16 protein-coding genes are annotated in these 26,552 nt (G+C 44.7%); 5 read left to right on the top strand and 11 right to left on the bottom strand.

The window, feature by feature from the left end; all coding sequences use genetic code 11:
- Window positions 1-181: 181 nt before the first annotated feature.
- Complete coding sequence (locus ACBR23_RS17885; protein ID WP_371120037.1) at window positions 182-2,308, bottom strand: protein kinase; 2,127 nt, start codon at window positions 2,306-2,308, stop codon at window positions 182-184.
- A 447-nt stretch (window positions 2,309-2,755) separates the two neighbouring features.
- Here ACBR23_RS17885 and msrP point away from each other — a divergent pair, with 447 nt between their 5' ends.
- Window positions 2,756-3,739, top strand: a complete 984-nt coding sequence (gene msrP / locus ACBR23_RS17880; RefSeq protein ID WP_371115738.1) for a protein-methionine-sulfoxide reductase catalytic subunit MsrP — start codon at window positions 2,756-2,758, stop codon at window positions 3,737-3,739.
- Window positions 3,740-3,895: 156 nt separating this feature from the next.
- A complete protein-coding gene (locus tag ACBR23_RS17875; RefSeq protein WP_371120036.1) occupies window positions 3,896-4,555 on the top strand; it encodes a Uma2 family endonuclease in 660 nt (219 codons plus the stop codon).
- A 60-nt stretch (window positions 4,556-4,615) separates the two neighbouring features.
- Here ACBR23_RS17875 and miaA read toward each other — a convergent pair whose 3' ends face one another.
- The gene (gene miaA, locus ACBR23_RS17870; protein WP_371120035.1) at window positions 4,616-5,509 is read right to left on the bottom strand and encodes a tRNA (adenosine(37)-N6)-dimethylallyltransferase MiaA; all 894 of its coding nucleotides are present in this window, start codon (window positions 5,507-5,509) and stop codon (window positions 4,616-4,618) included.
- 301 nt (window positions 5,510-5,810) lie between these two features.
- Between miaA and ACBR23_RS17865 the strand changes: the two genes are divergently transcribed.
- A complete protein-coding gene (locus tag ACBR23_RS17865) occupies window positions 5,811-10,709 on the top strand; it encodes an ATP-binding protein (RefSeq protein WP_371120034.1) in 4,899 nt (1,632 codons plus the stop codon).
- Window positions 10,710-11,000: 291 nt separating this feature from the next.
- Window positions 11,001-11,717, top strand: a complete 717-nt coding sequence (locus ACBR23_RS17860; RefSeq protein WP_371120033.1) for a heme oxygenase (biliverdin-producing) — start codon at window positions 11,001-11,003, stop codon at window positions 11,715-11,717.
- Window positions 11,718-12,008: 291 nt separating this feature from the next.
- Here ACBR23_RS17860 and ACBR23_RS17855 read toward each other — a convergent pair whose 3' ends face one another.
- Together ACBR23_RS17855 and mfd are read right to left on the bottom strand one after the other, a co-directional pair.
- Window positions 12,009-12,689 carry an S-layer homology domain-containing protein gene (locus ACBR23_RS17855; RefSeq protein WP_371120032.1) on the bottom strand — a complete coding sequence of 227 codons (681 nt, stop codon included), beginning with the start codon at window positions 12,687-12,689 and terminating at the stop codon, window positions 12,009-12,011.
- On the bottom strand, window positions 12,676-16,206 hold the full coding sequence (gene mfd / locus ACBR23_RS17850) for a transcription-repair coupling factor (RefSeq protein WP_371120031.1): 3,531 nt from the start codon (window positions 16,204-16,206) through the stop codon (window positions 12,676-12,678). Before mfd ends, ACBR23_RS17855 begins: the two co-directional genes overlap by 14 nt.
- A 291-nt stretch (window positions 16,207-16,497) precedes the next feature.
- On the opposite strand from mfd, the gene ACBR23_RS17845 reads away from it, so the two are divergent.
- On the top strand, window positions 16,498-17,829 hold the full coding sequence (locus ACBR23_RS17845) for a hemolysin family protein (RefSeq protein WP_371115731.1): 1,332 nt from the start codon (window positions 16,498-16,500) through the stop codon (window positions 17,827-17,829).
- A 205-nt stretch (window positions 17,830-18,034) separates the two neighbouring features.
- Here the strand turns inward: ACBR23_RS17845 and ACBR23_RS17840 are convergent, their stop codons facing one another.
- The 7 genes from ACBR23_RS17840 to ACBR23_RS17810 all read right to left on the bottom strand — a co-directional run bounded on the left by ACBR23_RS17840 (window position 18,035) and on the right by ACBR23_RS17810 (window position 26,534).
- Complete coding sequence (locus ACBR23_RS17840; protein WP_371115730.1) at window positions 18,035-19,363, bottom strand: hypothetical protein; 1,329 nt, start codon at window positions 19,361-19,363, stop codon at window positions 18,035-18,037.
- A 509-nt stretch (window positions 19,364-19,872) separates the two neighbouring features.
- The gene (locus tag ACBR23_RS17835) at window positions 19,873-21,204 is read right to left on the bottom strand and encodes a hypothetical protein (protein WP_371115729.1); all 1,332 of its coding nucleotides are present in this window, start codon (window positions 21,202-21,204) and stop codon (window positions 19,873-19,875) included.
- Window positions 21,205-21,210: 6 nt separating this feature from the next.
- Complete coding sequence (locus tag ACBR23_RS17830; protein ID WP_371115728.1) at window positions 21,211-22,536, bottom strand: hypothetical protein; 1,326 nt, start codon at window positions 22,534-22,536, stop codon at window positions 21,211-21,213.
- Between the two features lie 13 nt (window positions 22,537-22,549).
- Window positions 22,550-23,782 (bottom strand): SGNH/GDSL hydrolase family protein, encoded by a 1,233-nt coding sequence (locus ACBR23_RS17825; protein WP_371115727.1) that lies wholly within the window; start codon window positions 23,780-23,782, stop codon window positions 22,550-22,552.
- Window positions 23,783-23,786: 4 nt separating this feature from the next.
- Window positions 23,787-23,951, bottom strand: coding sequence for a DUF5989 family protein (locus ACBR23_RS17820; protein WP_190734603.1), 165 nt, complete (start codon window positions 23,949-23,951; stop codon window positions 23,787-23,789).
- Window positions 23,952-24,359 (bottom strand): SxtJ family membrane protein, encoded by a 408-nt coding sequence (locus tag ACBR23_RS17815; RefSeq protein WP_371115726.1) that lies wholly within the window; start codon window positions 24,357-24,359, stop codon window positions 23,952-23,954.
- Window positions 24,360-24,557: 198 nt separating this feature from the next.
- Window positions 24,558-26,534: a carbamoyltransferase gene (locus ACBR23_RS17810; RefSeq protein WP_371115725.1), complete on the bottom strand. Its 1,977-nt coding sequence runs from the start codon at window positions 26,532-26,534 to the stop codon at window positions 24,558-24,560.
- Window positions 26,535-26,552: the final 18 nt, after the last annotated feature.

Here is a 26,552-nt window from a genome sequence, read left to right as displayed (position 1 = left end):
CTGCCACGATTATATCCACATGAACAAAGGCGAAAGCCAAGAACATCGGGAGCCGGATGCGGGGAAACCAGCACGTCCGGATCTAACTGAGAGGGGCGGGGAATAATATCCCCCCTCGACTCAACCACTCTCAAAAAACAGCGTTTTACTGAAGGGATTCTAACTCCGAGCGATCGCACAATCAAGGAGAAAGCCGCCACACCTTAATCGTGTCATCAAAACTACCACTGACGAGAGTTTGATCTTGAGGATTAAAAGCCAATTCTACCCAAGTAGTATGACCTTTAAGCGTACCAGTCATTTCGCCAGTATTCGTCTGCCACAGCTTGATAGTGCCACTCAAGTCGCTGCTGGCCAACTTGTCACCATTGGGGCTAAAAGCTAGAGACTGAATTCGATCGGCATGGCCAATCAAAGTCCGCAATAAAGAACCCTTGGGCTGTAGAGAATCATGACTTACTTTGATGTTCCAACTAAAATCATGAGACTCAAGGCGATCGGAATTGTCTGTAAAATTGGGTAACTGAGAATCCCCAGGTAAAGGAGACTCATGATTAGGACTAATGTCCCACAACTTCACAGTCTTGTCCCAACTACCACTGGCGAGAGTTTGACCATCGGGGCTGATAGCAAGAGACCAAACGGCGTCAGAATGACCAATGAGAGTCTGTTTCAATTCGCCAGTCTGGCAGTTCCAAAGCTTGATAGTACCATCGCTGTTGCCAGTAGCTAGAGTTTGTCGATCGGGACTGAAAGCCACCGACTGTACCTGATCGGAAAGCCCTTTAAAAGCTTCTAACTCAACAGCGTCGTCTACTTGCCACAATTTCAAAGTTTTGTCCTTACCGACACTGGCAATTACTGTACCATCGGGACTGAAAGCCACGGAGAACACGCCATCTTTGTGTCCTTCCCAACTCCGAATCAACTTGCCGGTGTAGAGATTCCACAATTTAATTGTATTATCAGCACCGCCACTGGCGATCGTCCGGCCATCAGGACTAACAGCCACGGACCACACCGGGCCGGAATGTCCGGCTAAAACCTTGAGCACTTTGCCGTGACGCTTGTGCAGGAGGCGAATTGTCCCGTCGTTATTACCACTGACTATGGCGCGGCCGTTGGGGGTGACAGCCACTGCCCAAACGGGGTTTTGGTCAAGAGTCGTCAGAGTTCGCACCGCCACAGGTTCTGGTGATGTCTGAGGCTGGAAATCGGACATGGGCGGGGGATTGAACCGAATTTCAGGAATAGTAGCAGGTTCTTGATAAGTGAAAGCCTGGGGCTGGGGAGACTGGAAACGAGAACCCAGAACCAGGGATAGCAAGCCGACAACCGCCCCAGCCCAAGCGCCTAAAGTCCACTGTGGCTGGCCCAGAATCAGATCCATCGATGCCGGGCCATGTTTGATGTCTTGGAGAATTGCCGAGGCTGTGGGATAGCGTTTCGAGGTTTCGCGCTGTACCATGCGATCGAGAATGCAGCCTAGTCTTGCCGAAACCGGCACTTTCAAATAATGCCGCCAGGCCCAGGTATCTGCTTTGATATCAAACAAATCAAAGGGTGACATTCCTGTTAGCAAATGAATGCAGGTGATGCCTAAACTATAGATATCGCTGCTGGGAATAGCTTGACCTTGAATTTGTTCTGGGGCTGCGTATTCAGCAGCACCGGTGGCTGTGGCTGTTTTCAGCGGGCCGCTGTTAGCGGGAATTGCTGAGCCGAAATCGACTAAAGCTAGACCTCCGAGACTTTCCTTTTCTCCCAAAGCTGTCACTGCTTGAGGGGATTTCCGGTGAATAATATTGGAGGGTTTGATATCTCGGTGAATCAGTTGATGGTCGTGAACAAATTGCAGTACGGGCAACAATTCGCTCAGGATATACCAAATGTGAATTTCTTTAAAAACACCTTTTTCTGAGAGTTGGGTGGTCAAATTGCGACCTTCGATGTATTCTTGTACCAAATACTGGCGGGAGTCGAGTTCAAAAGATGCCAGTAGTTGTGGTATTTGGGGATGTTTTCCCAACTCATCGAGGGCCCAGTCTGGGGCGCAAAATGTTGGATTTCGTAGTTTTTGACCGTCAGCGACTGTTTCGGCCTCGAAAAATTGTTGAATTACGCAACGGGGTTGGGAAGGTTGGTCTTCATCTACTGCTAAAAAAGTGCGGGTTGTGAGACTTTCACCTAGGGTGTGAAAGACTCGGTAGCGCCCTTTTAGTAGCAAATTCGAGCCGCAACTTTGGCATACTGTAGCGCGATCGAGATTTTGGGGGTGAGGACAATGGGAATTGATGCAGTAACTCATTTGTCTTTCCGCTGGAGACCCCCATCCGACTCTGGTTAGTGGGGGAGGAAAGCGGGGCGGTGGGTGCCGCTTCCTGTGGGCAAATTAAATGATTGCAATATTTGTTCTATGATAATTGTTTCCCAGATTTTAGCCACTCTTGCCAAGGTCGATCGCGCGTAAAATATTATTACTGACGGCAAGCTGCTGGGCTAGAGCCCCCAGATTCCTCCCTAGGCTCAAATCGTCAATCTCCCATCTCAAATCCATGGAGTTTCCTATGAGGGCTGTTTAATATGTCGATCGCGCCCTGGTTGTGAAATTGTTGGGTTTTAGTAACATTACGTTATAATTTATTTGTGATTTGGCCGCGAAATAGTCGCTTCTTGGCGCTGTGTTCGCTGAAGACTGCTGGATAACTTGTTGAATATTCTGGAACCAGTAACTACTAAATTTTAACTATTACTTATGCCGTTGATTCGTATTCCAAAATCCTGGGAAATTCTCGATCGAGAAATTACTCCAGAAAGCGTCTTTCTCAACCGTCGCCGGTTTATGACCAATTTAATTGGAGTCGGTGTCACTGCTTCACTCCTGCCACTTGCGGGCTGCAAGAGCAATTCGGGAGCGAATACAGCTTTGGAACAAACAGCAACTCAAGCATATTCCGGCTTAACCCGCAATCCAGCTTTCGCTAAAGTCGATCGGGCAATTACAGACGAAGCCCTAGCGACAAAATACAATAACTTTTATGAATACGGCGGCACAAAATCTATTTGGGAAGCAGCCCAAGCCTTACCCACCGAAAACTGGAAAGTAGAAGTTACAGGTTTAGTAAAAAATCCTCGAATTTATGACATTGACGAACTCTCCAAAAAATTCCCCATCGAAGAAAGAGTCTATCGATTTCGCTGCGTAGAAGCCTGGGCGATGGTAGTTCCCTGGGTGGGATTTCCGATGAAATTGCTGATGGCTGATGTCGAACCAACTTCAAAGGCAAAATTTGTTCGCTTCACATCTTTTTACGACCCCAAAATTACTCCCGGCCCCGGTTTGATGTCGCAATTTTATCCTTGGCCTTATACCGAGGGAATGCGGATTGAAGAAATGGCTAACGATTTAGCCTTTTTTGCCACAGGTTTGTACGGCAGAAAACTACCCAAACAAAATGGCGCGCCACTGCGGCAAGTAATTCCTTGGAAGTACGGTTTTAAAGGTGCAAAATCGATTGTTAAAATTGAATTTGTGGAGAAACAGCCAGCGACTTTTTGGAATACAATCGGCCCTAATGAATACGGTTTTGAAGCAAATGTCAATCCCGATAAACCACACCCCCGATGGTCACAAGCTAGCGAAAGAGTAGTAGGGCCTGGTAACAGTTGGTCCTGGGAAACTCGCCCAACTTTGCCCTATAATGGCTACGGGGAATATGTCGCCAGTTTGTACAGTTAACTGACGGAAAATCCCTCGTTCCTAGGCTCTGCCTGGGAACGCAGATCCGGAGGCTCTGCCTCCCTATTCTCGCGAGGCAGAGCATCGAATTAAAGCATTCCCAGGCAGAGCTTGGGAACGATAAAAAAATTGATGAAGCTACCAAGGAATTGTTAAATGGTAACAACAACATCAACTCCCGTCGAGCAGGAAATTACCCCAGAAAACCGAGTTGTTTTAAAAGGTGTCAGTTGGTCAACTTTTAAAGCATTGCTGGCAGATGTTGGGGACGATAGAGCTTGGAGAATTGCTTACGATAGAGGAGTCTTAGAAATCAGGATGCCACTGGAAGAACACGAAGAACCCAAACGACTGATAGAAAGCTTTGTGGAAGCTATTGTAGATGAGCTGGAAATTGAACTTAGAAGTCTCGGTTCTCTGACTATCGAACGAGAAGATTTAACTCGCGCTGTGGAACCAGATTCCTGTTTCTATATTCAAAATGAATATTTAGTTAGAGGCCGAAATATCAATTTACCAAATGACCCGCCACCTGATTTAGCAATAGAGTCGGATTACACGAATTCTTCTGTTAATAAAGATGCCATATATGCTGCTCTTGGGGTTCCAGAACTTTGGAGGTATCGGCGGCAATCTCTGCAAGTTTATCAACTTGTGGAGGGGAAATATCAAAATTGCGATCGCAGTTTTGCTTTTCCGTTTTTACCTGTTGCCGAAATTCCGGTTTTCATCGAACAAAGCAGAACAATCGGACAGCGTGCGGCTGTGCGTTTGTTTCGGCAAAGAATTAAAGAGATTTTACTAAGTCAAAAATAACACTTACTCTCTCCTTGCTCCTTCTCTGCGCCCTCTGCGCCCTCTGCGGTAAAAAAATCCTTATTGTTCGCAAAACTCTGCAACTCTCTGCCAAACTCGCTCCAACAAATCGGGTTTACTAACATCAAACCATTCAATTTCAGGATAAGCTCGAAACCATGTCCGCTGACGCTTCGCAAATTGCCGCGTGTGCAAAACCGTTAATTCCTTGGCTTCATTTAGGGTAATGTCGCCCGCCAAATATTGTTTGATTTCTTGATATCCCAGAGTATTTAGTAAGGGCAAATCGCACCCATATTTTTGACACAAATATTCAACTTCCCCAATCCAACCGGATTCTAACATTTGATTAGTACGCTGTTCTATTCGTTTGGTCAAAATTTCCATGTCGCAATCCAAGCCAATTTGCAAGATAGGATAACTTGGAGGATTTTCTCCCTGCTGTTCGGAAATAGAGCGCCCAGTCACATAAAATACTTCTAGTGCTCTTAAAGTTCTGACTGGATCGTTGAGGTGAATTTTCTCAGCAGCAGATGGATCGACTTGCTTTAGCATCTGGTAACATTGGGGTTGACCGAGTTCGATCAGTTGCGATCGCAATTCTGGCATGGGTGCAACTCTGGGAATTTTCAAACCGCGCACGATCGACTTAATATATAAACCTGTCCCTCCCACCAACAACAGCGGAACATCGTAAGCCATTATTAACTTTTGAGCTTGTTCCTGGTACTCTGCCAGTGTTAGCGTTTCCCTCGGATCGCAGATGTCAATTAAGTGATGCGGTACCGAAGTGCGATCGACCTTTGTGGGTTTGGCAGTGCCGATGTCAAATTCGCGGTACACTTGACGAGAGTCTGCACTCAAAATGGGCGATCGCAACCGCGAAGCCACAGCCACAGCCACTCCCGACTTCCCCGTCGCCGTCGCACCACAAATCGTAATTAATCTAGACATAAAGCCTCCTTCTGGGTGCAGGCAGACTTGTTCAATTGCTGAAACCATTGATTTGATTTAATTTCCCTGATTCCTTATTCCTTGTTGCTTCTTCCATAGCTTACTTGCTGGCGGGCGATCGCACTCAACTCTCCTGGCTGACCACAAAAAGTCCGCCCCGCTCCAAGCTATCCATCCCCTCAATAAATTTCCCTTCAGAATGCCCTAGCATCGCCATTAAGGGTTTTGTGCTATAATTTTAGAAGTTTTCCCATTTTAGAAGCTTTTGGGGCTTTAGCCTCATTATTGGAGCTATTTTTGTATGACCAGCAGCTACAGCGCCGACCAAATTCAAGTTCTCGAAGGTCTAGAAGCAGTCCGCAAACGACCGGGGATGTACATCGGTACCACCGGCCCGCGAGGACTCCACCATCTAGTTTATGAGGTTGTTGACAACTCGATCGATGAGGCGCTGGCTGGCCACTGCACTCACATCGAAGTTGAGATCAACGCCGACGGTTCCGTTACCGTTACAGACGACGGGCGGGGGATTCCGACCGGCATTGTTGCCAAGACTGGCAAATCGGGAATAGAAACAGTAATGACTGTACTCCACGCCGGTGGTAAGTTTGGGGGTGGTGGCTACAAGGTTTCAGGAGGATTGCACGGTGTAGGTATTTCGGTGGTGAACGCCCTGTCGGAGTGGGTAGAAGTCACTGTTTGGCGCGACCAAAAAGAACATTTACAGCGCTACGAAAGAGGCAATCCTGTAACCGAACTTAATGCCAAGCCCAACAAAGGCAATCGCACCGGCACTTCAGTTTCTTTCTTGCCAGATACTCAGATTTTTAGCACTGGCATTGAATTTGATTACACTATACTCGCCGGGCGCTTGCGAGAATTGGGTTACTTGAATGCGGGCGTGAGAATTACTTTTAGCGACCACCGTTTGGAACTGCTCAAAAGTGACGAATCTCGCATCGAAACTTACTGTTACGAGGGTGGCATCAAGGAATACATCGCCTACATGAACCGCGAAAAGCAGCCTTTGCATGAAGAAGTGATTTACGTGCAAGGCGAACGCAATAACGTGCAAATAGAAGTGGCTTTGCAGTGGTGTGTTGATGCTTTTAGCGATAATGTTCTCGGTTTTGCTAACAACATTCGCACGATCGACGGTGGTACGCACTTAGAAGGTTTGAAAGCCGTGTTGACACGGACGATGAATTCGATCGCTCGCAAGCGCAACAAAATCAAAGAAAACGAACCTAACCTCGCCGGTGAAAATGTCCGGGAAGGTTTAACAGCCGTTATTTCAGTAAAAGTCCCTGACCCGGAATTTGAAGGTCAAACTAAAACTAAACTGGGCAATACCGAAGTCCGGGGAATTGTCGATTCCTTGGTAGGCGAAGTATTGACAGAATATTTGGAGTTTCGCCCCCAAGTAGCCGACGCTATTTTGGAAAAAGCAATTCAGGCATTTAAAGCCGCTGAAGCCGCACGGCGTGCCCGCGATTTAGTCCGCCGAAAATCCGTCTTAGAATCCTCTCCTTTGCCCGGAAAATTAGCGGACTGTAGCTCCAGAGACCCCGCCCTGTCTGAGATATACCTGGTCGAGGGGGATAGTGCTGGGGGCTGTTTTTTTTCATTTCAGGAAATAATATTAGCTGACGGTACAACAAAAACTATCAAAGAGATAGTTGACGAACAAGCATCCGGCAAAGAACACTTTTGCTACACCATTAAAGAGAGTGGAAACATCTGTGTTGAGCGGATTACTAACGCTCGGATGACTAAAACAAATGCTGAAGTCATCAAACTGACATTAGACAATGGGGAGACAATTACTTGCACTCCCGACCATCTATTTATGTTGCGGGATGGCACTTACAGAGCAGCAGCAATGCTGACACCGGAAGATTCGTTGATGCCTCTTAACCGCAAGTTGTCTGAAAAAAAATCAAACGGGCAAGGACTTAAGGGTTATGAAATGGTGTGGAATCCAAACACTGATAACTGGATTTACACTCATCTTTTATCGGATTTTTACAACCTAAAACACGGTGTATATGAAGCATCTGAGGGCAATCACCGCCACCATGTTGATTTCAACAAACTCAACAACAATCCGACAAATATTCAGCGATTGCCTGCTGAGGTACACTTGGCTCTTCACCGCGCGAATCTTGAGAAAACATTGCACCGCCCGGATGTAATTGAAAAGAGCCGTCAAATTCACATGAGTGAAGAATTTCGGGCGATGATGAAAGAGCGGATGCAGCAGCCGGAAACGCGGCAAATTCTTTCGGAACAAGCGAAAGCTCAGTGGGAAGATGAAGAGTATAAAGCTTACATGACGAAGAAGTGGCGCGAGTTTTACGATTCTAATGAAGCTTATCGCGAACAAAATCAGGAACTGTTGGATCGAGCGCAACAAGAATATTGGAGTTGCGAAGAAAACCGTTTAGCTCAGTCGGAACGGGTTCGGAATCATTTTGCTAACAATCCTCAAGCGCGGGCTGCTCATTCACAACTTGCTAAAGAACAATGGCAAGATGAGAATTTATTAGAGTGGAGGCGTGAAAAAACGAAGGAACAGTGGACACCAGAGTTTCGCCGCAAACGCAAAGCTGCTTTGGATGAAACTTATTACCGCAAAACTCTGGAAGCTTTGAAGGCTGTTGAGATGAAAATGGGCTGGGTTGATGTTGATTATTACAATCTCTATCGCCGAACCAAAAAAGATAAGTGTTTGTTGAAGTATGAGACTTTTTGCGATCGCTATTTTGGTGGAGACGCACTCTATGCTCGTCAAGCAGTTCGGAACTACAATCACCGCGTGGTCAAGATCGAAGCCGTAGCAGAACGCTATGATGTTTATGACATCGAAGTTCCCAACAGCCACAACTTTGCATTAGGTGCGGGAGTCTTTGTTCATAACAGTGCTAAACAAGGGCGCGATCGCCAATTCCAAGCCATTCTCCCATTGCGGGGTAAAATCCTGAACATCGAGAAAACCGACGATGCGAAAATCTACAAAAATAACGAAATTCAATCGTTAATTACAGCCCTTGGTTTAGGGATTAAAGGCGAAGAATTCGATCCGGCACAATTGCGGTATCACCATATAGTGATTATGAGCGTAGCAGGGGACGAACCAACACTGGTGATGGACGATACAGGACGCACTGAATTCGTCACCATTGGTGGGTTTATCGATGACTGCGTAGAAGGCCGCCGCGCTGCCGATCGATATCAAGTGATGTCTTTCGATCAAACTACTCATGCTACTCGTTTTCGCCCTCTGAAAGCCGTGATTCGTCACGGACATGAGGAAGGGATGTATAAACTAACAACGCGCTACAATCGATCGATCAAAGTGACATCATCTCACAGCGTTTTTGTCTTTGAAAATAACGAAGTTATTCTCAAAAAAGGTAACGAAGTTAAGCCAGGAGACCTCCTAGTTGCCAGTCGGCGTTTACCTCGTCCAGCAGCAAGCCCAACGCAGATAGATTTGTTGGAAACTTTCTATAGTGCTGAGTTAACCAAATCACTTTATCTCAAAGGTGAGGACGTGCGAAAAGTTGCAATTCAGCGTGTCTTGGCAAAAGTTTCTGTCCCCGATCAATGGAGTGAACCGCGAGTACAAATAGATGCGGAAGCGTGGCAAAAATTAATCGCACAGCGCGAAGCAATCGGCATTACCCAAAAGCAAGTTGCGGCTTCCGTGGGAGTAAAACAGCCAGTCACAGTTAGCCAGTGGGAACGTGGAATCAGTCGCCCAATTTTATCTCACTTCTTGACTTATCTTGAAGCAATTGGTAACAGTGACAATGTTGTCTACGAAATGCTGCCGTCGAAAATTGACGATCGCCTCGCTCAAGATGATACCAGCAAAAATGCCCGTTGGCGCGAAGTTAGCTGTTACAAACCGCTCGATGACTTCACAGCCAGCGAAATAGCACAACTGGGCGAAGATGTGCAAATTGTGCCACAAGCACACGGCGACAAAGCGTTTGCCCGCTACCTACCTATTAGTCGGGAATTGATGTGGTTTATGGGCTGGTATGTAGCGGAGGGAACTCTCAGCAAACATCAAGTTAGCCTTAACTTAGGCAAGAAAGATCTGCGGTTTATTCCGGAAATAATTGCTGTCATTGAGTCGGTATTTAACGAAACACCTCGCCAATATAACGACCCAGACAGTGACGGAATTAAGCTCTACTTCCACAGCGTTGCAGCGGCGCGATTAATCCAAGCTTGGGGTTTAGGGAAACAGGCACATTTGAAGCAACTGCCAGATATTGTGTTTAGCTTGACAGAAGAACTGCAAATGGCTTTTCTCGAAGGCTATTTCCTCGGCGATGGTACAACAGGAGGCAGTCATTTATCCCTGACAACTAATTCTCCCAAGCTGAAAGATGGGTTGCTTTATTTGTTAGGACAGTTGGGGATGATTGCCAGTCCAACTCGTCACGAACCCTCTACTGCTGTAGATGCGGAAATTCAAACGCGACATCCCTATTATTCGATCGCAATTTGTAGCAAAAATCAGCTCGAACTGTGCCGCCAAATTTGGCATCGACACGCCAATGCCGATCTGATTGAAGCACATCTAGCACGCCCTAGTCGCAAATCATCGGACTACGTGCCAATTAGCGATGATTTGATGGGACTGAAAGTGATTTCGGCTGAGGAGATTGAATTAGTAGGCGACTATGTTTATGATTTCTCCGTCGAAGATGATGAAAACTTTGTCTGCGGTACTGGCGGTTTGTGCGCCCATAACACTGACGCTGACGTAGATGGAGCCCACATCCGCACGCTGTTGCTCACTTTCTTCTATCGCTATCAGCGAGCACTTGTAGAACAAGGTTACATCTACATTGCTTGTCCTCCTCTGTATAAAGTGGAACGGGGACGGAATCATTACTACTGTTATAGCGATCGCGAAATGAACAATTTGATTCGGAATGAATTCCCGGCGAATGCGAACTACACGATTCAGCGGTTCAAAGGTTTGGGCGAAATGATGCCTACACAGTTGTGGGATACCACGATGAACCCGGAAACTCGCACGCTGAAACGAGTGGAAATCGATGACGCTGCCGAGGCCGATCGCATCTTTACCATCTTAATGGGCGATCGAGTCGCACCCCGGCGCGAATTCATCGAAACCTACGGTCCCAAACTCAACCTGCTGGACTTAGACATCTAAGTTAGTCAGTAGTCAGTAGTCAGTAGTCAGTAGCTAACAACCAATGACTGACGACTACTGACTAAACTGTTTGTGTATTTTATAGCAACCGCCAAGATGCTGAGGACGTTTTCATTGGCCCAAACCCTTGATTTTCTGCCTTGTGCCTTGTGCCTTCTGCCCAGTATAGGTTTTGTTATAAAAATTAATACAATCTCTCATTAAATCAGTCTAAGGTAATAACTTAGGTATTTTTTAGATTGTTGGCGCATCCATCGACAACCACGAAAATAGAAAGTTGGACAATATATTATGAGCATCAATTTAGCGACCAAATTGCGTGAAGGAACGAAAAAATCTCACACAATGGCAGAAAATGTCGGTTTTGTCAAGTGCTTTTTAAAAGGCGTTGTAGAAAAGACATCTTACCGGAAATTAGTAGGCAACCTCTACTTTGTATACTCCGCCATAGAAGAGGAAATGGAACGCCAAAAACAGCATCCGGTGATTTCAAAAATTTACTTTTCTGAGTTGAATCGGAAACAAAGTCTAGAAAAAGATTTGTACTATTACTACGGCGTGAATTGGCGGGAACAGGTAGCTCCCTCAGCAGCAGCAAAAGCTTACATCGAGCGAATTCACAAAATTTCAGCCACCGCACCAGAACTGTTAGTCGCTCATTCTTACACTCGCTATCTCGGCGATTTATCCGGTGGACAAATCCTCAAGGGGATTGCTCAGCGCGGGATGAATCTTACCGAGGGAGAAGGTACTGCTTTCTATGAATTCGCAGATATTCCTGATGAAAAAGAGTTCAAAACTAACTATCGTCAAGCAATGAATGAATTGCCAATTGACGAAGCTACAGCAGAGCGAATTGTTGATGAAGCTAATGCAGCTTTTGGCATGAATATGAAGATGTTCATGGAGTTAGAAGGCAATTTGATTAAAGCTGTTGGTCAAATGTTGTTTAATACCCTGACGCGGAAGCGTGGCGCTGCTAGTACGGAATTGGCTACGGCTGAGTAAGTTAAGGTCTGCGGGCGATAATTTGAACCTCGGTTAAAGAGGAAAATTTTAAATCCTGGGGGTTTGATGGCTGCTTTTACAGTCACCAAGTCTCCGGGATTTTGCATTGTGGGCGATCGACTTTCTCGATCGGCTTCGAGACACTCGTGTCATATCGTTTCCGGTTGTATTGGAATGATTTAACCGCAGAGAACACAGAGGACACAGAGGGAGAGAATAGAAATCTGAATAATTCAGATGCTACCGGATTTGATATCAAAATTACCCAGATGCTCTACCATACCAAAAGATTTAACGTCCCACACCCCGATTCGGAGGTTCCTCCGGCACCGTTGGTGAAGCAGACCTCGCCTGTCCCTCCAAATACTTGTTCAAAGCGTAAGCAATGTCGCCACGAGTCATCGGCTTCAAAGGATTAATCTTATTAGTTCCCAATTCAATATTGACAAAACCTTCATAAAGTGCAGTCGCCAGAGACTTTCTCGCCCAATTAGGGATTTCCGCCGCATCTGGATAATTAGCTAAAATCTCAGAAACGTTAACATCGGGAAACTGAAAAACACCATAAGCTTGAGCAAAAATCGCTAAAGCCTCAGCACGAGTCACCCTTTGATTGGGAAAAAACATTCCATCGCGATATCCAGTCATAGTTCCCGTTTTCAAAACAATTTGAATCGCACTATAGGCCCAGTAACTTTTAGGTACATCTGGCAAGTCCCGATCGGCTTTCTGAGAAATTTTCCGGTGTTCTAAACCAAAAGTTTTCACCAAAATCGTAGCCAACTCCGCACGACTCACAAAACCCTCAGCATTAAAATTACCACGGGCATCCTTAGTCATCAATCCCGCAGTCACCACCCGCTCAATCGGGTCAATCATTAATTGAGCTTGAACGGCTGTCGGGATTCCTTGCAATAGCGCGATCGTAAAAAAAATGCTAACTAAATTTTTCACGATTTTAAAATAAAACATTTGCTTCCGGCAAAGCACCCTGCATCTTACCCAACCAATCAATCAAATTATCCAATTGCTTGTCCGCACTCAAAACGGCCATCCCTCGAATAGTAACCTTTCCCTTGCTGTAGACAAAACGAGACTGCAAATGTTCCGGCAAATTAGCCTTAAGCAACAGCCAAGCAGGCTCCTCCATAGATGTTTCCAAAACAATATGCTGCTTATTTTCCGCTTTAATCCTAGAACAACCAATTTGCTTAGCAATTTGTTTGAGTTCAACAATACGAATAAGTTGCTTTGCAGGAAGAGGAATCGGCCCATAACGATCGCACCAATCAGCCTGAATCTGCTGCAACTCTTGGGGCGTACTAGCAGAAGCAACAGAACGATAAGCACTCATCTTCTGATCCAAATCCCCAATATAATCAGCAGGAATAAAAGCCGTCAAACTCAGATCAATTTGAGTATCTTCAACCTTGGGAATTTCTTGACCCTTAATTTCGCGAATTGCCTCCTCCAACATTTCAGCATACAAATCAAAGCCGATCGCCTCCATTTGACCAGACTGTTCCGTGCCCAAAATATCACCCGAACCCCGAATTTCCAAATCCCGCATCGCCAACTGATAGCCCGAACCCAACTGAGCGAACTCTTGAATCGCCCGCAACCTCTGCCTCGCAGCATCAGTCAACTGATTTTGCTTAGGATACAACAGCCAAGCGTGAGCTTGAATACCCGCGCGTCCCACCCGTCCCCGCAACTGGTAAAGTTGACCCAAACCAAACCGATGCGCGTCTTCAATCAAAATAGTATTGACACGAGGAATATCCAAACCAGACTCAATAATCGTGGTGCAGACCAAAATATCGAAATCCGCCGCACTAAAAGTCAGCATAATCGATTCCAATTCCGAAGCATCCATTTGACCATGGGCGATCGCAATTCTCGCAGACGGAACCATCACCTGCAACTGAGCAGCTAACTCCTCAATCCCCTCAATCCGGGGCACAACGTAAAAAACCTGACCACCCCTGTCTAACTCTTGACGAATAGCCGATCGTACCGCTTCCGGGTCATAGGGAGCCAAATGCGTCTGAATCGGTCGCCTACTCGGAGGCGGAGTCGCAATCAAACTCATTTCCCGAATCCCCGACAGCGACATATACAAAGTCCGAGGAATCGGCGTCGCAGTGAGAGTCAGAACATCCACCTCTGTTTTGAGAGCTTTAATAGCTTCCTTTTGCTTAACCCCAAACCGCTGTTCTTCATCCACCACCAACAAACCCAAATCCCGAAACTTAATCGCCTTACTCAAAACAGCTTGAGTACCCACAATCACATCTAACTCCCCAGTAGCCAAACGCTTATGAATCTCCCGGCGTTCCGTTTCAGTGCGAAAGCGATTGAGCAAACCAACTTGGATAGGATAAGGCGAAAAACGCTCTGAGAGCGTGTGATAGTGCTGTTGGGTCAAAATCGTCGTCGGCGCAAGCATGGCCACCTGCTTACCCGCCGTAACCGCCTTAAAAATCGCTCTCAGAGCCACTTCCGTCTTACCAAAACCGACATCACCACAGACCAAGCGATCCATAGGTCGATCGCCCTCCATATCCCGTTTCACATCCTGAGTTGCCTTCAACTGATCCGGCGTTGGTTGATAAGGAAAAGAATCCTCTAATTCTTGTTGCCAAGGCATATCTGGAGGAAAAGCGTAACCTGTTTGTTTAGCTCTTTTAGCATAAAGATTCAGCAAATCCACCGCCAATTTCTTAACAGCTTTGCGAACCTTTGTTTTAGTTTTTTCCCAAGTTTGACCTGTGAGTTTGTTAAGTTCCGGCACTTGATCAGCTACAGTCCGAAACCTCGACAAAGCCCCCAATTGGTCAGCGGCGACTCGGAGAGTACCATCAGCATATTGAATCAATAAATATTCGCGAGTTTCGCGATCGATCGTCAAACGCTCCAACTTAATAAATTTACCCACTCCATGCTGACGGTGAACCACAAAATCACCAGGGCTTAATTTATTCGGGTCTACTTGTTTAGAAGCAGCACGACGGCGCTTGCGAACATAGCTAAAAGTAGCTAGAGAATGTTGACCGTAGAATTCCCGATCGCAAATCAACACAATCCGAAAAGTAGGCAGAATAAAACCTTCCAATTCAGCCAAACCGCTGTACTTCAAAGCAACCGGAATATGCTGCAATTGCAACTTATCGATCGCCAAATAATCCCGCGGATTCACCACAAACTGAGCCGGACAGTCATGTTCCGAAAGCAGAGAAACAGAGCGACTCGGTTGAGCCGAAACCAAAAACACCGAAAAACCGCGATCGCGCTCCTCCCGGAGCATTTGAGATAACTTAGCAAACTGGTGAGGCATCACCGGCACCGGGCGAGAAGCCAAATTAATCGCACCAGAAACAGAAACAGAAGATTCAGCCAATTCCGAAAGATAAAGTCGAGGAAAAGCTTCCACATCCGCCATAGACTCAGCAAAAGAGCGGTGAATCTTAGGAACAGAAACAATTAAACTTTCCCATTGCTCCCGAGCACCTTCAAACCAACGATCGCAGTGAGCCTCACACTGAGCCGGTTCATCAATAGCCACCAAAGTATTTGACGGCAAATAATCCAAAATAGAAGCAGGCTGCTCAAAAGCCAAACCCAACAACCCCTTAATAACCTTCCCTTCCCCTTCTTCCCCCTCCTCTCCATTCCCCCCTTGGGGGGGGGCAGGGGGGGGTTCTTCCTTTGCGCCCTTCGCGCCTTCGCGGTTCGTTAGTAAACTCAACCTTTCACCCAAAGCCCCCCGCACAATCCCGCCAAAATCCGTAGGAGTCAAAACCAAGCGATCGATCTTATCAAGAGAACGCTGCGAAGACGGATCAAACTCCCGAATTTGCTCCAAATCATCCCCAAACCATTCCAGACGCACCGGCAACTCCGCAGCCACCGGAAACACATCCACAATATCGCCCCGACGACTCCACTGGCCCTCCATTTCGACTAGAGGCACCCGCTCGTAACCCATCGAAGCTAATTGGCGGTCTAATATTTTCGAGTCTTGAACCATACCTCGCGCCAAAGTCAGACAATAGGGTGCAAAAGCAGCAGGTGGTGGCAAATGACACTGGAGAGCCCGCGCTGTAGCGACAATCGCCATCGGCTTAGAATTAGTAGTGATTTCTGGTTGCTGGACCAAATCCGCCAGCACCTGCATTTGCCCCCAAGTCATTTCGCTCTCATCCGAGTAAGATAGCTCGTAGGGCGAAGCCTCCGAAGTCGGGTAAAAATGCACAGTCTGCCAGCCCATCGCCTCCAGCCCAGCCACCCAACGGCCAGCTTCTTCCAGAGTTGCTGTGACGACGAGTAAACTTTGCCCCTCTTGCTGGGCGAGGGCTGAAGCTACCAAACCTTTCGGTAGGCGGGCTACGCCGGAGAGTTGCACGTACCCATGGCGCTTGAGTTTGTTGAGTAGTTCTGTGGCTAGGGGCGATCGCCCTAGAGTCCGAATGATTGAAGAGAAAGTCATGGGCTGTTAATTTTTAATCCCCGATCGGCAAAGGCTCTTTCTCTTTGCCTGTTAAGGAGATTGTACGACAAACATCATTGATTGTGTCGAGGATCTGTTGTCGCCGAGGAACTTAACAGGGGGTTAATTTTTGCTCTAATATATCGAGGCTGCGATCGAAACGAGCGAGTTCCGTTAATCTAGGTACAGGATTGATAGCAACAAAATTTCGATTTTGCGATCGAGATTGAAAGCTTTCAGGCCTCTCCTTTAACCGGGCTGTGATTGCCGTTACCACCGATAATTTGAGAAATGTCCCCAAGTACCGACCTTCTGATTGTTCTGCTGCTGATTTTCCTCAATGGCTTATTTGTGATGTCCGAGATGGCCATCATCTCAGTACGCAAGGTAAGACTGCAACAGATGGCCAACCAAGGTTCGACCAATGCCCGCGTCGCATTGGATCTAGCTAATGCCCCCAATCAGTTCTTACCGACAGTCCAAATCGGGATTACGCTGCTGGCGATTCTGTCGGGCGCTTTTGGAGAAACGACTATTTCTAAAAGAGTAGAGCCTTTGTTGCGACTGATTCCCGCCCTCGCACCCTATTCTGGGGCGATCGCCTCAGTCATCGCGATTTTAACCATAACTTATCTGACCATAATTATTGGCGAACTCGTGCCCAAGCGACTAGCACTCAACAACCCAGAGCCGATCGCCTCTAGCGTAGCCATTCCCATGCGAATGCTCTCCAAAATTGGTGCTCCCGCCGTTTATGTTTTGAGTTATTCTACTGAATTAGTGCTGCGGCTCATGGGGATTTTGCCCTCCACAGAACCGCAAGTTACAGAAGAAGAAATTAAAGTTTTAATCGAGCAAGGAACCGAAGCCGGCACCTTTGAAGAAGCCGAACAAGATATGGTAGAAAGGGTGTTTCGTTTGGGCGATCGACGAGTCAGCGCCTTAATGACACCCCGCCCGGATCTTACCTGGCTCGATCTCGACGATTCAGTAGAAGAAAATCGCCAAAAAATGCTTGGCAGCGGTCATTCTAGGTTTCCGGTGTGTCAGGGAGGCCTCGACAACGTTGTCGGTTTAGTACACGTCACAGATATGCTGTCACGGACTTTAACTGGTCAACCCCTCGATTTAAGCGCTTCTTTACGAAGACCTTTATTTGTACCAGAAAGCACGCGGGGTTTAAAAGTATTAGAACTTTTCAAGCAATCTAGCAATCAAATAGCCTTGGTAGTAGACGAATATGGCGTGATTCAAGGATTGGTTACAGTTAACGACATTTTAGTCGAACTCGTGGGAGAATTTCCCTCTATTGAAGATGCCGACGAGCCACAAGCCGTCCAACGGGAAGACGGTTCTTGGCTGTTAGATGGAATGCTACCAGTCGAAGATTTTTTTGAGATGTTTGGCATCGAAGAATTGTCAGCAGAAAACAAAGGAAGTTACCACACAATGGGTGGTTTTGTGATTACAAATTTGGGCAAAATTCCCGCAGCCGCCGATCACTTTGAGTGGAACAATTTGCGTGTCGAAGTAGTCGATATGGACGGGAACCGAGTTGATAAAATCTTGGTAATGCCGATCGACAAAGCAGGGAATCTACCCCCAAGCAATCCAAAAACATGACAGACTCCCACATCAAGCCGAGTACAGCTACTTGTGCGCTCGCGTAGCCGAAGTATGATGTGGGCTTCTTAACAGCCCTAGCGAGGGCGTACCCGACTCCTTAGCCAAGAAGAATTCACCTCTCGTTCAGACCACTTGGTGAGGGAATAAACTAGAGAATAACATCCATCTTAGTTCCTTGTCACCTATACCCACAGACTCTGGCTCATCGCTTCTTCTTATTTTTTTCATCCTCCCGCAACACTTCTAAAATGGAACTACCCACATAATTACTAAAAACCACTTCTCCCGCTTTGTTATAATGACAGCAGCTATCAACATAAACAGCATCTTTAGTCTTGTCAAAAACCTTAACCCCATTAAATATATTAATCTTATTTTTTTCTAAATTAGGAAACTTTTTAAACAGAGCCGGATACCCAATTTCCACTGCCTTAGCATAGGGAGTATCCTGATTAAAAGCAATCTGCTTTTCGGCGGCGCTAAACACCCTTTTTGTCTGATAATACTGATTGGGCTGGAGTACATGAACATAAGGCACATTGCTAGCCGACAAAACTTTGTGCATAAAAATTGAACTCTTCGCCCAATTCCATGCCATTTCTTCAAATGCTACCGCATCCTGTGCCACAGATTTATTAGTATTAAGGTAAATAACGCTCCCATCGTCTTGTTGTTTAGTGCGTTCTTTTTCAAACTTAATCACATCGGTTTTATAATTATTTACTAAGTTTTGAATATACACTGAATAGAAAGCATCACACGCCGCCAAACTACAGTGTTGCAAACTTTCCAAAGCCTGATTAATCTTAGCTTTATTTTCTTTAATTCTGATAGTTGCTTTCATCGCTTTTGTAGAAAGGCTATTATTCGCCAAGTTAGTCAACGGCAAGATATGCTGAATGCTTGGCATCGCTAAATCGACCTTATTTTTATTGTTTAAATTAGAAAGGGCTACTTCATTGAAGCCATCTATATTTACAACCAGATCGAATTCTTGACGAAGGGCTAAGAAATAGTTTAAAATTAACAATTGTTGGGGCTGTTTATAGCCTCCGGTAGCAAAAGACAAAATTACAAATTCTCGATTTTTCAAACTAGGCAACTGCTTGATATATTCAGGCAAAATTTTATTCTGTATTTCAAATATTGAATAGTTAGAAGCAACCGAACCGCCAAATACCCCAATAATAAATTGATTTTTGTTAGTCTTTTTCAAAGGGTAATCGTAAGGAGAAATAAACCCATAGTTATTGACTTTAAAACCGGGGCGAAAATCCGCACTCGGTTTTTGAACAAATCCGAAAAAAGGATGAAATCTTTCTACTATAGACTCATTTAACCGGACTCCTTCTAAATTAATTCCCAAGGCAGATTTATCTAATGGCTTTTGTCTGGTATAGAAAAATTGCTTGTGCTTGACAAAATACCATCCCAAGGAACCCACCTCTAGGAAAGTCAGTAACAACAGTAAATTAATCAAAGCAATTTTGATTATTTCTGGGCTTTTTTTAATAAATTTGAAATCATTCATGTTTTTTTTACAGTAATAAATACTTATTTATTTTTTGGGGCTTTCTTTCAGTGGTGTGCTAGTTGCTGCTGGATTTCTCCATACTTTAATAATCGAACTAGAAATATAGTTTACCAATATTTCCTGTCCTACTAAATTTTTTCTCGTTCCCAGGTTCTACCTGGGAACGCATATCCAGAGGCTCTGCCTCGCGATTTATCGACGCCCAATGCCCGATGCCCACATAGGATTTATCAGCAATTAACCGGACATCATATCACTTTTTCTCGTTCCCAGGTTCTACCTGGGAACGCATATCCAGAGGCTCTGCCTCGCGATTTATCGACGCCCAATGCCCGATGCCCACATAGGATTTATCAGCAATTAACCGGACATCATATCACTTTTTCTCGTTCCCAGGTTCTACCTGGGAACGCATATCCAGAGGCTCTGCCTCGCGATTTATCGACGCCCAATGCCCGATGCCCGATGCCCACATAGGATTTATCAGCAATTAACCGGACATCATATCACTTCTTCTTGTTTCTTTCTTCCTTCCGCAACCGTTCTAAAATCTCCCCGCCCACATAATTACTGAAAACCACTTCTCCAGCTTGATTATAATGACAGCAACTATCCACATAAACAGCATCCTTAGTCTGATCAAAAACATTCACAGCGTTCACTAAATTAATATTATTTTTTGCCAAATTAGGCAACTTCTTAAACAAAGCCGGATATCCAAGTTCAACAGCTTTAGCATAAGGAGTATCCTTATTAAAAGCAATCCGCTTTTCCGCTTCGCTAAACACCCTTTTCGTCTGATAGTATTGATTTGGCTGAAAAACATGAAAATACGGCACGTTGCTAGCCGACAATACTTTATTCATAAAAATTGAACTTTTCGCCCAACTCTGAGCCATTTGTTCAAAAGCAGCATCATCTTTCATAACAGAATTGTTAAGATTGATATAAACCACGCTGCCGCCGTCATCATTCTGCGTTTGATTCCTCTCTTTTTCAAACCTGATGACATCTTTTCGGTAGTTGTTTATCAAGTTTAGAACGTAAACAGAAGTTAAAGCGTCGCACGCAGCTAACTTGCATTCCTGCATACTTTTCAAACCCCGATTAATCCTAACTTTACTTTCTTTAATTGCGATCGTTTCTTTCATCGCTGTTGTAGAAAGGCTATTGTTGGCTATGTTTGTCAGCGGTAGGATGTGCTGAATGCTTGGCATCGCCAAATCGATTTTATTTTTATTGTTTAAATTTGAAAGTGCTACTTCGTTAAAGCCGTCGATATTCACGACCATATCGAGTTCTTGATCTAAAGCCAAAAAGTAGTTTAAAATTAGCAACTGCTGCGGCTGTTTGTAACCTGCCGTGGCAAAAGATAAAATAATGAATTCTCGATCTTTCAAAGCGGGCAACTGTTTGAGGTATCTAGGGAGAATTTGATTTTGGACTTGAAATATTGCATAATCAGAAGCAACTGAACCGCCAAATACTCCGATAATAAATTGATTTGGTTTAGTCTTTTTGAAAGGGTAATCGTAAGGCGAGATAAACCCGTAATTGTTAACTTTAAAACCCGGGCGAAAGTCGGCGCTTGGTTTTTGAATAAATCCAAAAAAAGGATGAAATCTTTGGACAATCGACTCTCTGAGCCGCACTCCTTCTAAATTAATTCCCACCGAAAACTTATCTTTTGGCTTTTCCCTAGTATAGAAAAATTGCTTGTGTTTCACAAAATACCATCCCAGGGAACCGAGTTCGAGGAAAACGAGTAAAATCACTAAGTTCACTAAAGCAATCTTGAGAAAATCTTGTCCTTTTTTGATAAATTTTAAATCTTTCATAAACCTCTATTTCGACTTCCTTGCTACTTTAATAATTGAACTAGAAATATAGTTAGCAAATAATTCCTGTCCTACTAAATTATAGTGACAGCAGGAATCTTTGTAAACAATTTCATTGGTATTGTCCAAGATATTCACTCCACTAAATACATTAACTCCGGCTTTTTGCAAATCATCAACTTTTGACAAAAGCAGCGGATAGCCTTTTGTTACCCCTTCCATGTAAGGACTATCTTTGCTAATGGCAAATGCTTTTTCCTTTTGGGGAAATATCCGTTTGGTTTGATAATATTGGTTGGGCTGAATAAAGTGAAAATAAGGAATTCTTCTACTTGATAAAATTTGATTCATCATTACCGAAGAGTCGTACCACATGGATACCATTTTGCTAAAAGCATCAGTATCATCTAAAACAGTATCAGATTTGGGAATATAGACAGTACCGCTATTTTTGGGGTCGGTTTTAGACTCTTTTACTTGTTTGTCGTACTTGATAATTTCTTGTTGGTAATCTTTGAGTAATAGCCTCACCTGTATTGAGATAACAGCATTACACAAAGCCAACCTACAAGTTTGTAATTGAGCAATGGTTGTTCTCAATTGTTTTTTATTTTCATTGATTTTCACTATGGCAGCCATAGCTTCCGGTGACAAGTTATCATTAGCTAAATCAGTTAATGCCTGAACGTGTTGAACGCTGGGCATTCCTAAGTCTAATTGGGATTTGTTGTTTAAATTTGACAAAGCTACTTCGTTAAAACCGTCAATATTAACTACCATGTCAAACTCTTGACCCACCGCTAGAAAGTAGTTTAAAATCAATAATTGTTGGGGCTGTTTGTAACCACCGTTGGCAAAATTTAAAACAATAATTTCTTTGTCGGCAAATTCTGGATAACTTTTTAACTTCCTAGATAACATGGTACTTTCGTATTCATCCACGGCGAGGTTGTTGGCTACCGAACCGCCAAAAATCCCGATAATAAATTGATTTTTACTGGTTTTAGCAAAAGGATATTGTAGGGGAGTATAAAAACCGCTCTTGTTGACTTTTAAATTATATTTTTTATTGCTAAAAGCACCTTGTTTCATGACATAGCCAAAAAATGGGTGCAGTCTTTCAACGGTGGAATCATCTAGCCGAATTCCGATTCTTTGAATGTCCTCTACTACTGGTTCTTTTGTTTTATTTCGGGTATAAAACAATTGATTTTGAGTTAGGAAATAAAAAGCTAGGGACAAAGATTCCAGGCAAATAAATAGGATGGCAACATTAATAGTGATTACACTAAATAGATTTTTGCCTTTGTTTATATCTTTTGAATCTTTCATCAGATTTGACATACTAGCGTTGACTATTTGGCAGTTGAGACTGCTTCAAATTTTCGCACAAATTTCGATTAATCATGATGCTAGCCAGCCGATGTCCAAGTTGATTCCAGTGGCCTCCACAGTTGACATAATTCTCAAAACCGTGGGCGCAAACCTGATATTTGTCAGTGTATGCTTGAAACTGTTCGGCTAAACTCAGCACCCTAAAACTGTGGGTTCTACCCAAGTTGTCTAGTCGGCGATTGGGGTAAAACAAGTCCTGAATGTTGTTGTCTTTGATGAACTTTTGTCGCATCGCAACATCTGGGTGAACCTGAGCTGGATCGCCGATGGTGACAACTAAGAAATCAGCATTTTTTTGCACCACTTCATCCCGGATGGTCAAAATCAAACCCTCTGTAATTTTCCAAGCATCTTGCCAAGCAGCATCGGTTGGTTCTTTAAAATTCTGGGTGCTTAAATTTGTAAAGTCATTAGATAACTGCTGCTTTTTTCTCTCTAATTCTACCTTTTTCACAACTTGCAAAATGCGGGAGTTGTTGACTAACCAAGCGGGTAGTTTGTCGATCGCAGAAACGGCATACCGGTTGCGGTCGATGGGACGTAGAGTCCGAAAAGACATATCTGGAACTAACTTGCCACTAGCATCATACACAAAAAATGGTCGATAGCGATCGTATTCTAGTTTCGGTGAATTATTAATTACATCATTGCCAATAAAAAAAGCAAGGACTACGATATCAGGGCTGTAATCCCACACTTTTTTCCGCAACATAACTAATTCTTGAGCAGTGCCGTAACCCTGGACTCCAAAATTGATGACTTCAACTTTTTTGCGTCCTTTGACGGCTTCGCAATTGGCCAGTTTCCGTTCCAATTTTGACCAGAAAGTTTGTTCGATAGGTACGTGAATGGCTTCGGTGAAAGAATCCCCCAAAACTGCTACTCGCAAAGTATTGGGAGGTTTAGCTTTGGTGTGTTCGCGATCGCGCAAACCCTCGCTATTCACCTGCACAAAACTCGCGCCTTCGCCCTTCCACTCCCCCGACACACCGGGTTTGAGCTTCCAGCCCAAATCGCGATCGGCTGTATGGAAATTTGTTGGTGCAGAGTCTACCAAATCGCCAATTTTTGGATAGCCTTGAATCCCAGCAACTCGCAATCCCAATTCACCAATTATCACCCCCATTAATAAACCACCGAGTGTCAAACCCACGTTGACACCCAAAGTTTTTAACTTGCTCATTCTGTCAAAACAAAGTGTAAATAAACGGAGCAATCACAGAACCCTGACTGAGTACAATCAAAGCTCCCAAAAAGACCAAAGTCACAATTAACGGTAGTAGCCAATACTTTTGGCGTTCTTTCATAAACGCCCACAAATCTTTGAGAAAGTCTAATGTTGATTCAAACACTTAGAAAGGACGCTCCATACTAACTTTGGTTCTGGCTTTACTGGGGACGCGGTAAGTATCCATTTTGGGATTTAGTTTGCGTCTCATTGCATCTTCGCCTAACAGGGTTTTAATTACTCCCATTGGCCACACTATCAGGTAAAAAACTATCCCCAGAATAATCGGAGTTTCGATTTTGTTAAGGATGAGTCCAAACCGCATCCAAGCGTGATAAACGGGATTCAGAGATTTTGGCGCAACCAATGCTAGCACAATTAGCACTGCACCGATCGCCCAGGGCAACCAAGGTAGGGGATGACGGCGCAATAACGGTACTACTAAACCGAATAGCAGTGCTATCAAACCGCCGATTAGCAGCCCGAAATCGCGCAAGCCTTTTTTATCGAGTTTTTTAATTTCGTCGCTCATTTGTTAGTTGACAGTTGTCAGTTGTTAGTTGTCAGTTGGCAGTTGGCAGTTGGCAGTTGTTAGTTGGTAGTTGACAGTTGGTAGTTGACAGTTGGCAGTTGTTAGTTAGCAGTTGCCTGGGTTTGCTAATAACCAATAACCAGTAAAGAATAATTACTAATGACCACTGTCAACTGTCAACTGTCAACTGTCAACGGACTAATCTAGTTCAAATTCATTTTTCCAAGCATCATCTTGTTTCCAAGGAATTTGTTCTGATTTAGAAAGCAAGAAATTTTCCAAAACCAGATAGTCCATTTCAGTACGCATGAAACAGCGATAAGCATCCTCTGGATTACAAACAATCGGTTCGCCACGGACATTAAAAGAAGTATTAACTAAAATCCCACATCCCGATCGCCTTTCAAAGTGACTAATTAAGTCATAGTACCGAGGATTAGTTTCCTTGTGAACCGTTTGGACACGGGCCGAGTAATCAACGTGAGTAACAGACGGAATCTCCGATCGCGGAACGTTGAGCTTGTCAATGCCAAACAGTTGTTCTTGTTCGGGTGTCATCGGAATGCGGAGACTGGTTTTGACAGGAGCCACCAATAGCATATAAGGGCTAGAATGATCCATCTCAAAATAATCAGCAACACGTTCCGCTAAGACTGACGGCGCAAAAGGTCGAAAAGATTCCCGATATTTAATTTTCAGGTTCATGACCGACTGCATTTTAGCATTGCGGGGATCGCCAACGATCGATCGACCTCCGAGAGCCCGCGGGCCAAATTCCATCCGTCCTTGGAACCATCCCACCACATTGCCCTGTTCCAGAATTTCTGCCAACTGCGGCATTAATTCGGCATCATCCAATCGATGATAGCTAGCTTTGACAGCATCCAAATATTCCAGAATTTCTGTGTCAGTAAACTTTGGCCCCAAATAAGAACCGCGCATTTGATCGCGACAAGTTAAATGAGCAATAGACTTAGTAACAGTTGCTACTGGTTGGTTGGTAGCGAGGAATTCACTCGGCTCCTCCTCTTTTGTAGTCAGGAATTCAGTCCTTTCCTCCGGGACTTCCTTTAATGCGAATCCATCACCTGCAACAGTGCGATTTTGTTCGCAATACTGATACCAAATCGCCAAAGCTGCGCCCAAAGCACCGCCAGCATCTCCTGCCGCTGGTTGAATCCAAATATCTTTGAAAATGCCTTCCCGCAAAATGCGGCCGTTAGCCACGCAGTTAAGAGCAACGCCACCAGCAAGACAGAGATAATCGACATTCAATTCTTTTTTAACTGTTCTGCAAAGCCGCAACACAACTTCTTCAGTGACAACTTGAATGGAAGCGGCAATATCCATTTCTCGCTGAGTTAATTTCCCTTCAGCTTGGCGTGGCGGGCCTTCAAACAGTTCGTCAAACTTCTGATTTGTCATGGTTAAGCCAACTGTGTAGTTGAAATAATCCATGTTTAAACGGAAAGTTCCGTCATCTTTGAGGTCGATTAAATAGTTGAGAATTTTGTCTACATATTTGGGTTCGCCGTAGGGCGCTAAACCCATGAGTTTGTATTCACCTGAGTTGACTTTGAAGCCTGTGTAGTAGGTGAAAGCGGAATAAAGCAAACCCAAGGAGTGAGGAAAGTCGATTTCCCACTCAGGAGTTAGTTGGTTGCCATCTCCCAGCCAGACTGAGGTTGTTGCCCATTCTCCCACGCCGTCGAGACACAAAACGGCGGCTTTTTGAAACGGGCTGGGGAAAAAGGCTGAGGCGGCGTGGGATTGGTGGTGTTCGGTAAATAGTAGAGATGGTTTGAGTTTTGAGGTTTTGCAGTTTGCCATTTCTGCAAGTTCTCTTTTGAGGATGGTTTTGAGGTATAGCTTCTCTTTTAGCCAGATGGGCATGGCGGTTAAGAAAGAGCTAAAACCTTTGGGTGCGTAGGCTAAATAGGTTTCGAGCAGGCGCTCGAATTTGACTAAGGGTTTGTCGTAAAATACTATTCGATCGACTTCCTGTAGCTCAATTTTTGCTTCTTTTAGACAATAGGCGATCGCATTCTTGGGAAATCTGGCATCGTGCTTTTTGCGGGAAAATCTTTCTTCCTGCGCTGCGGCGATAATTTCTCCATCGCTAATTAAGGCTGCGGCGCTGTCGTGGTAGTACGCCGAGATTCCAAGTATGTTCATCGCTCTCCTCACAAATCG

Source organism: Microcoleus sp. (genome assembly GCF_041354475.1).
Lineage (GTDB): Bacteria > Cyanobacteriota > Cyanobacteriia > Cyanobacteriales > Microcoleaceae > Microcoleus.
This window is presented reverse-complemented; position numbering and strand designations above follow the sequence as displayed.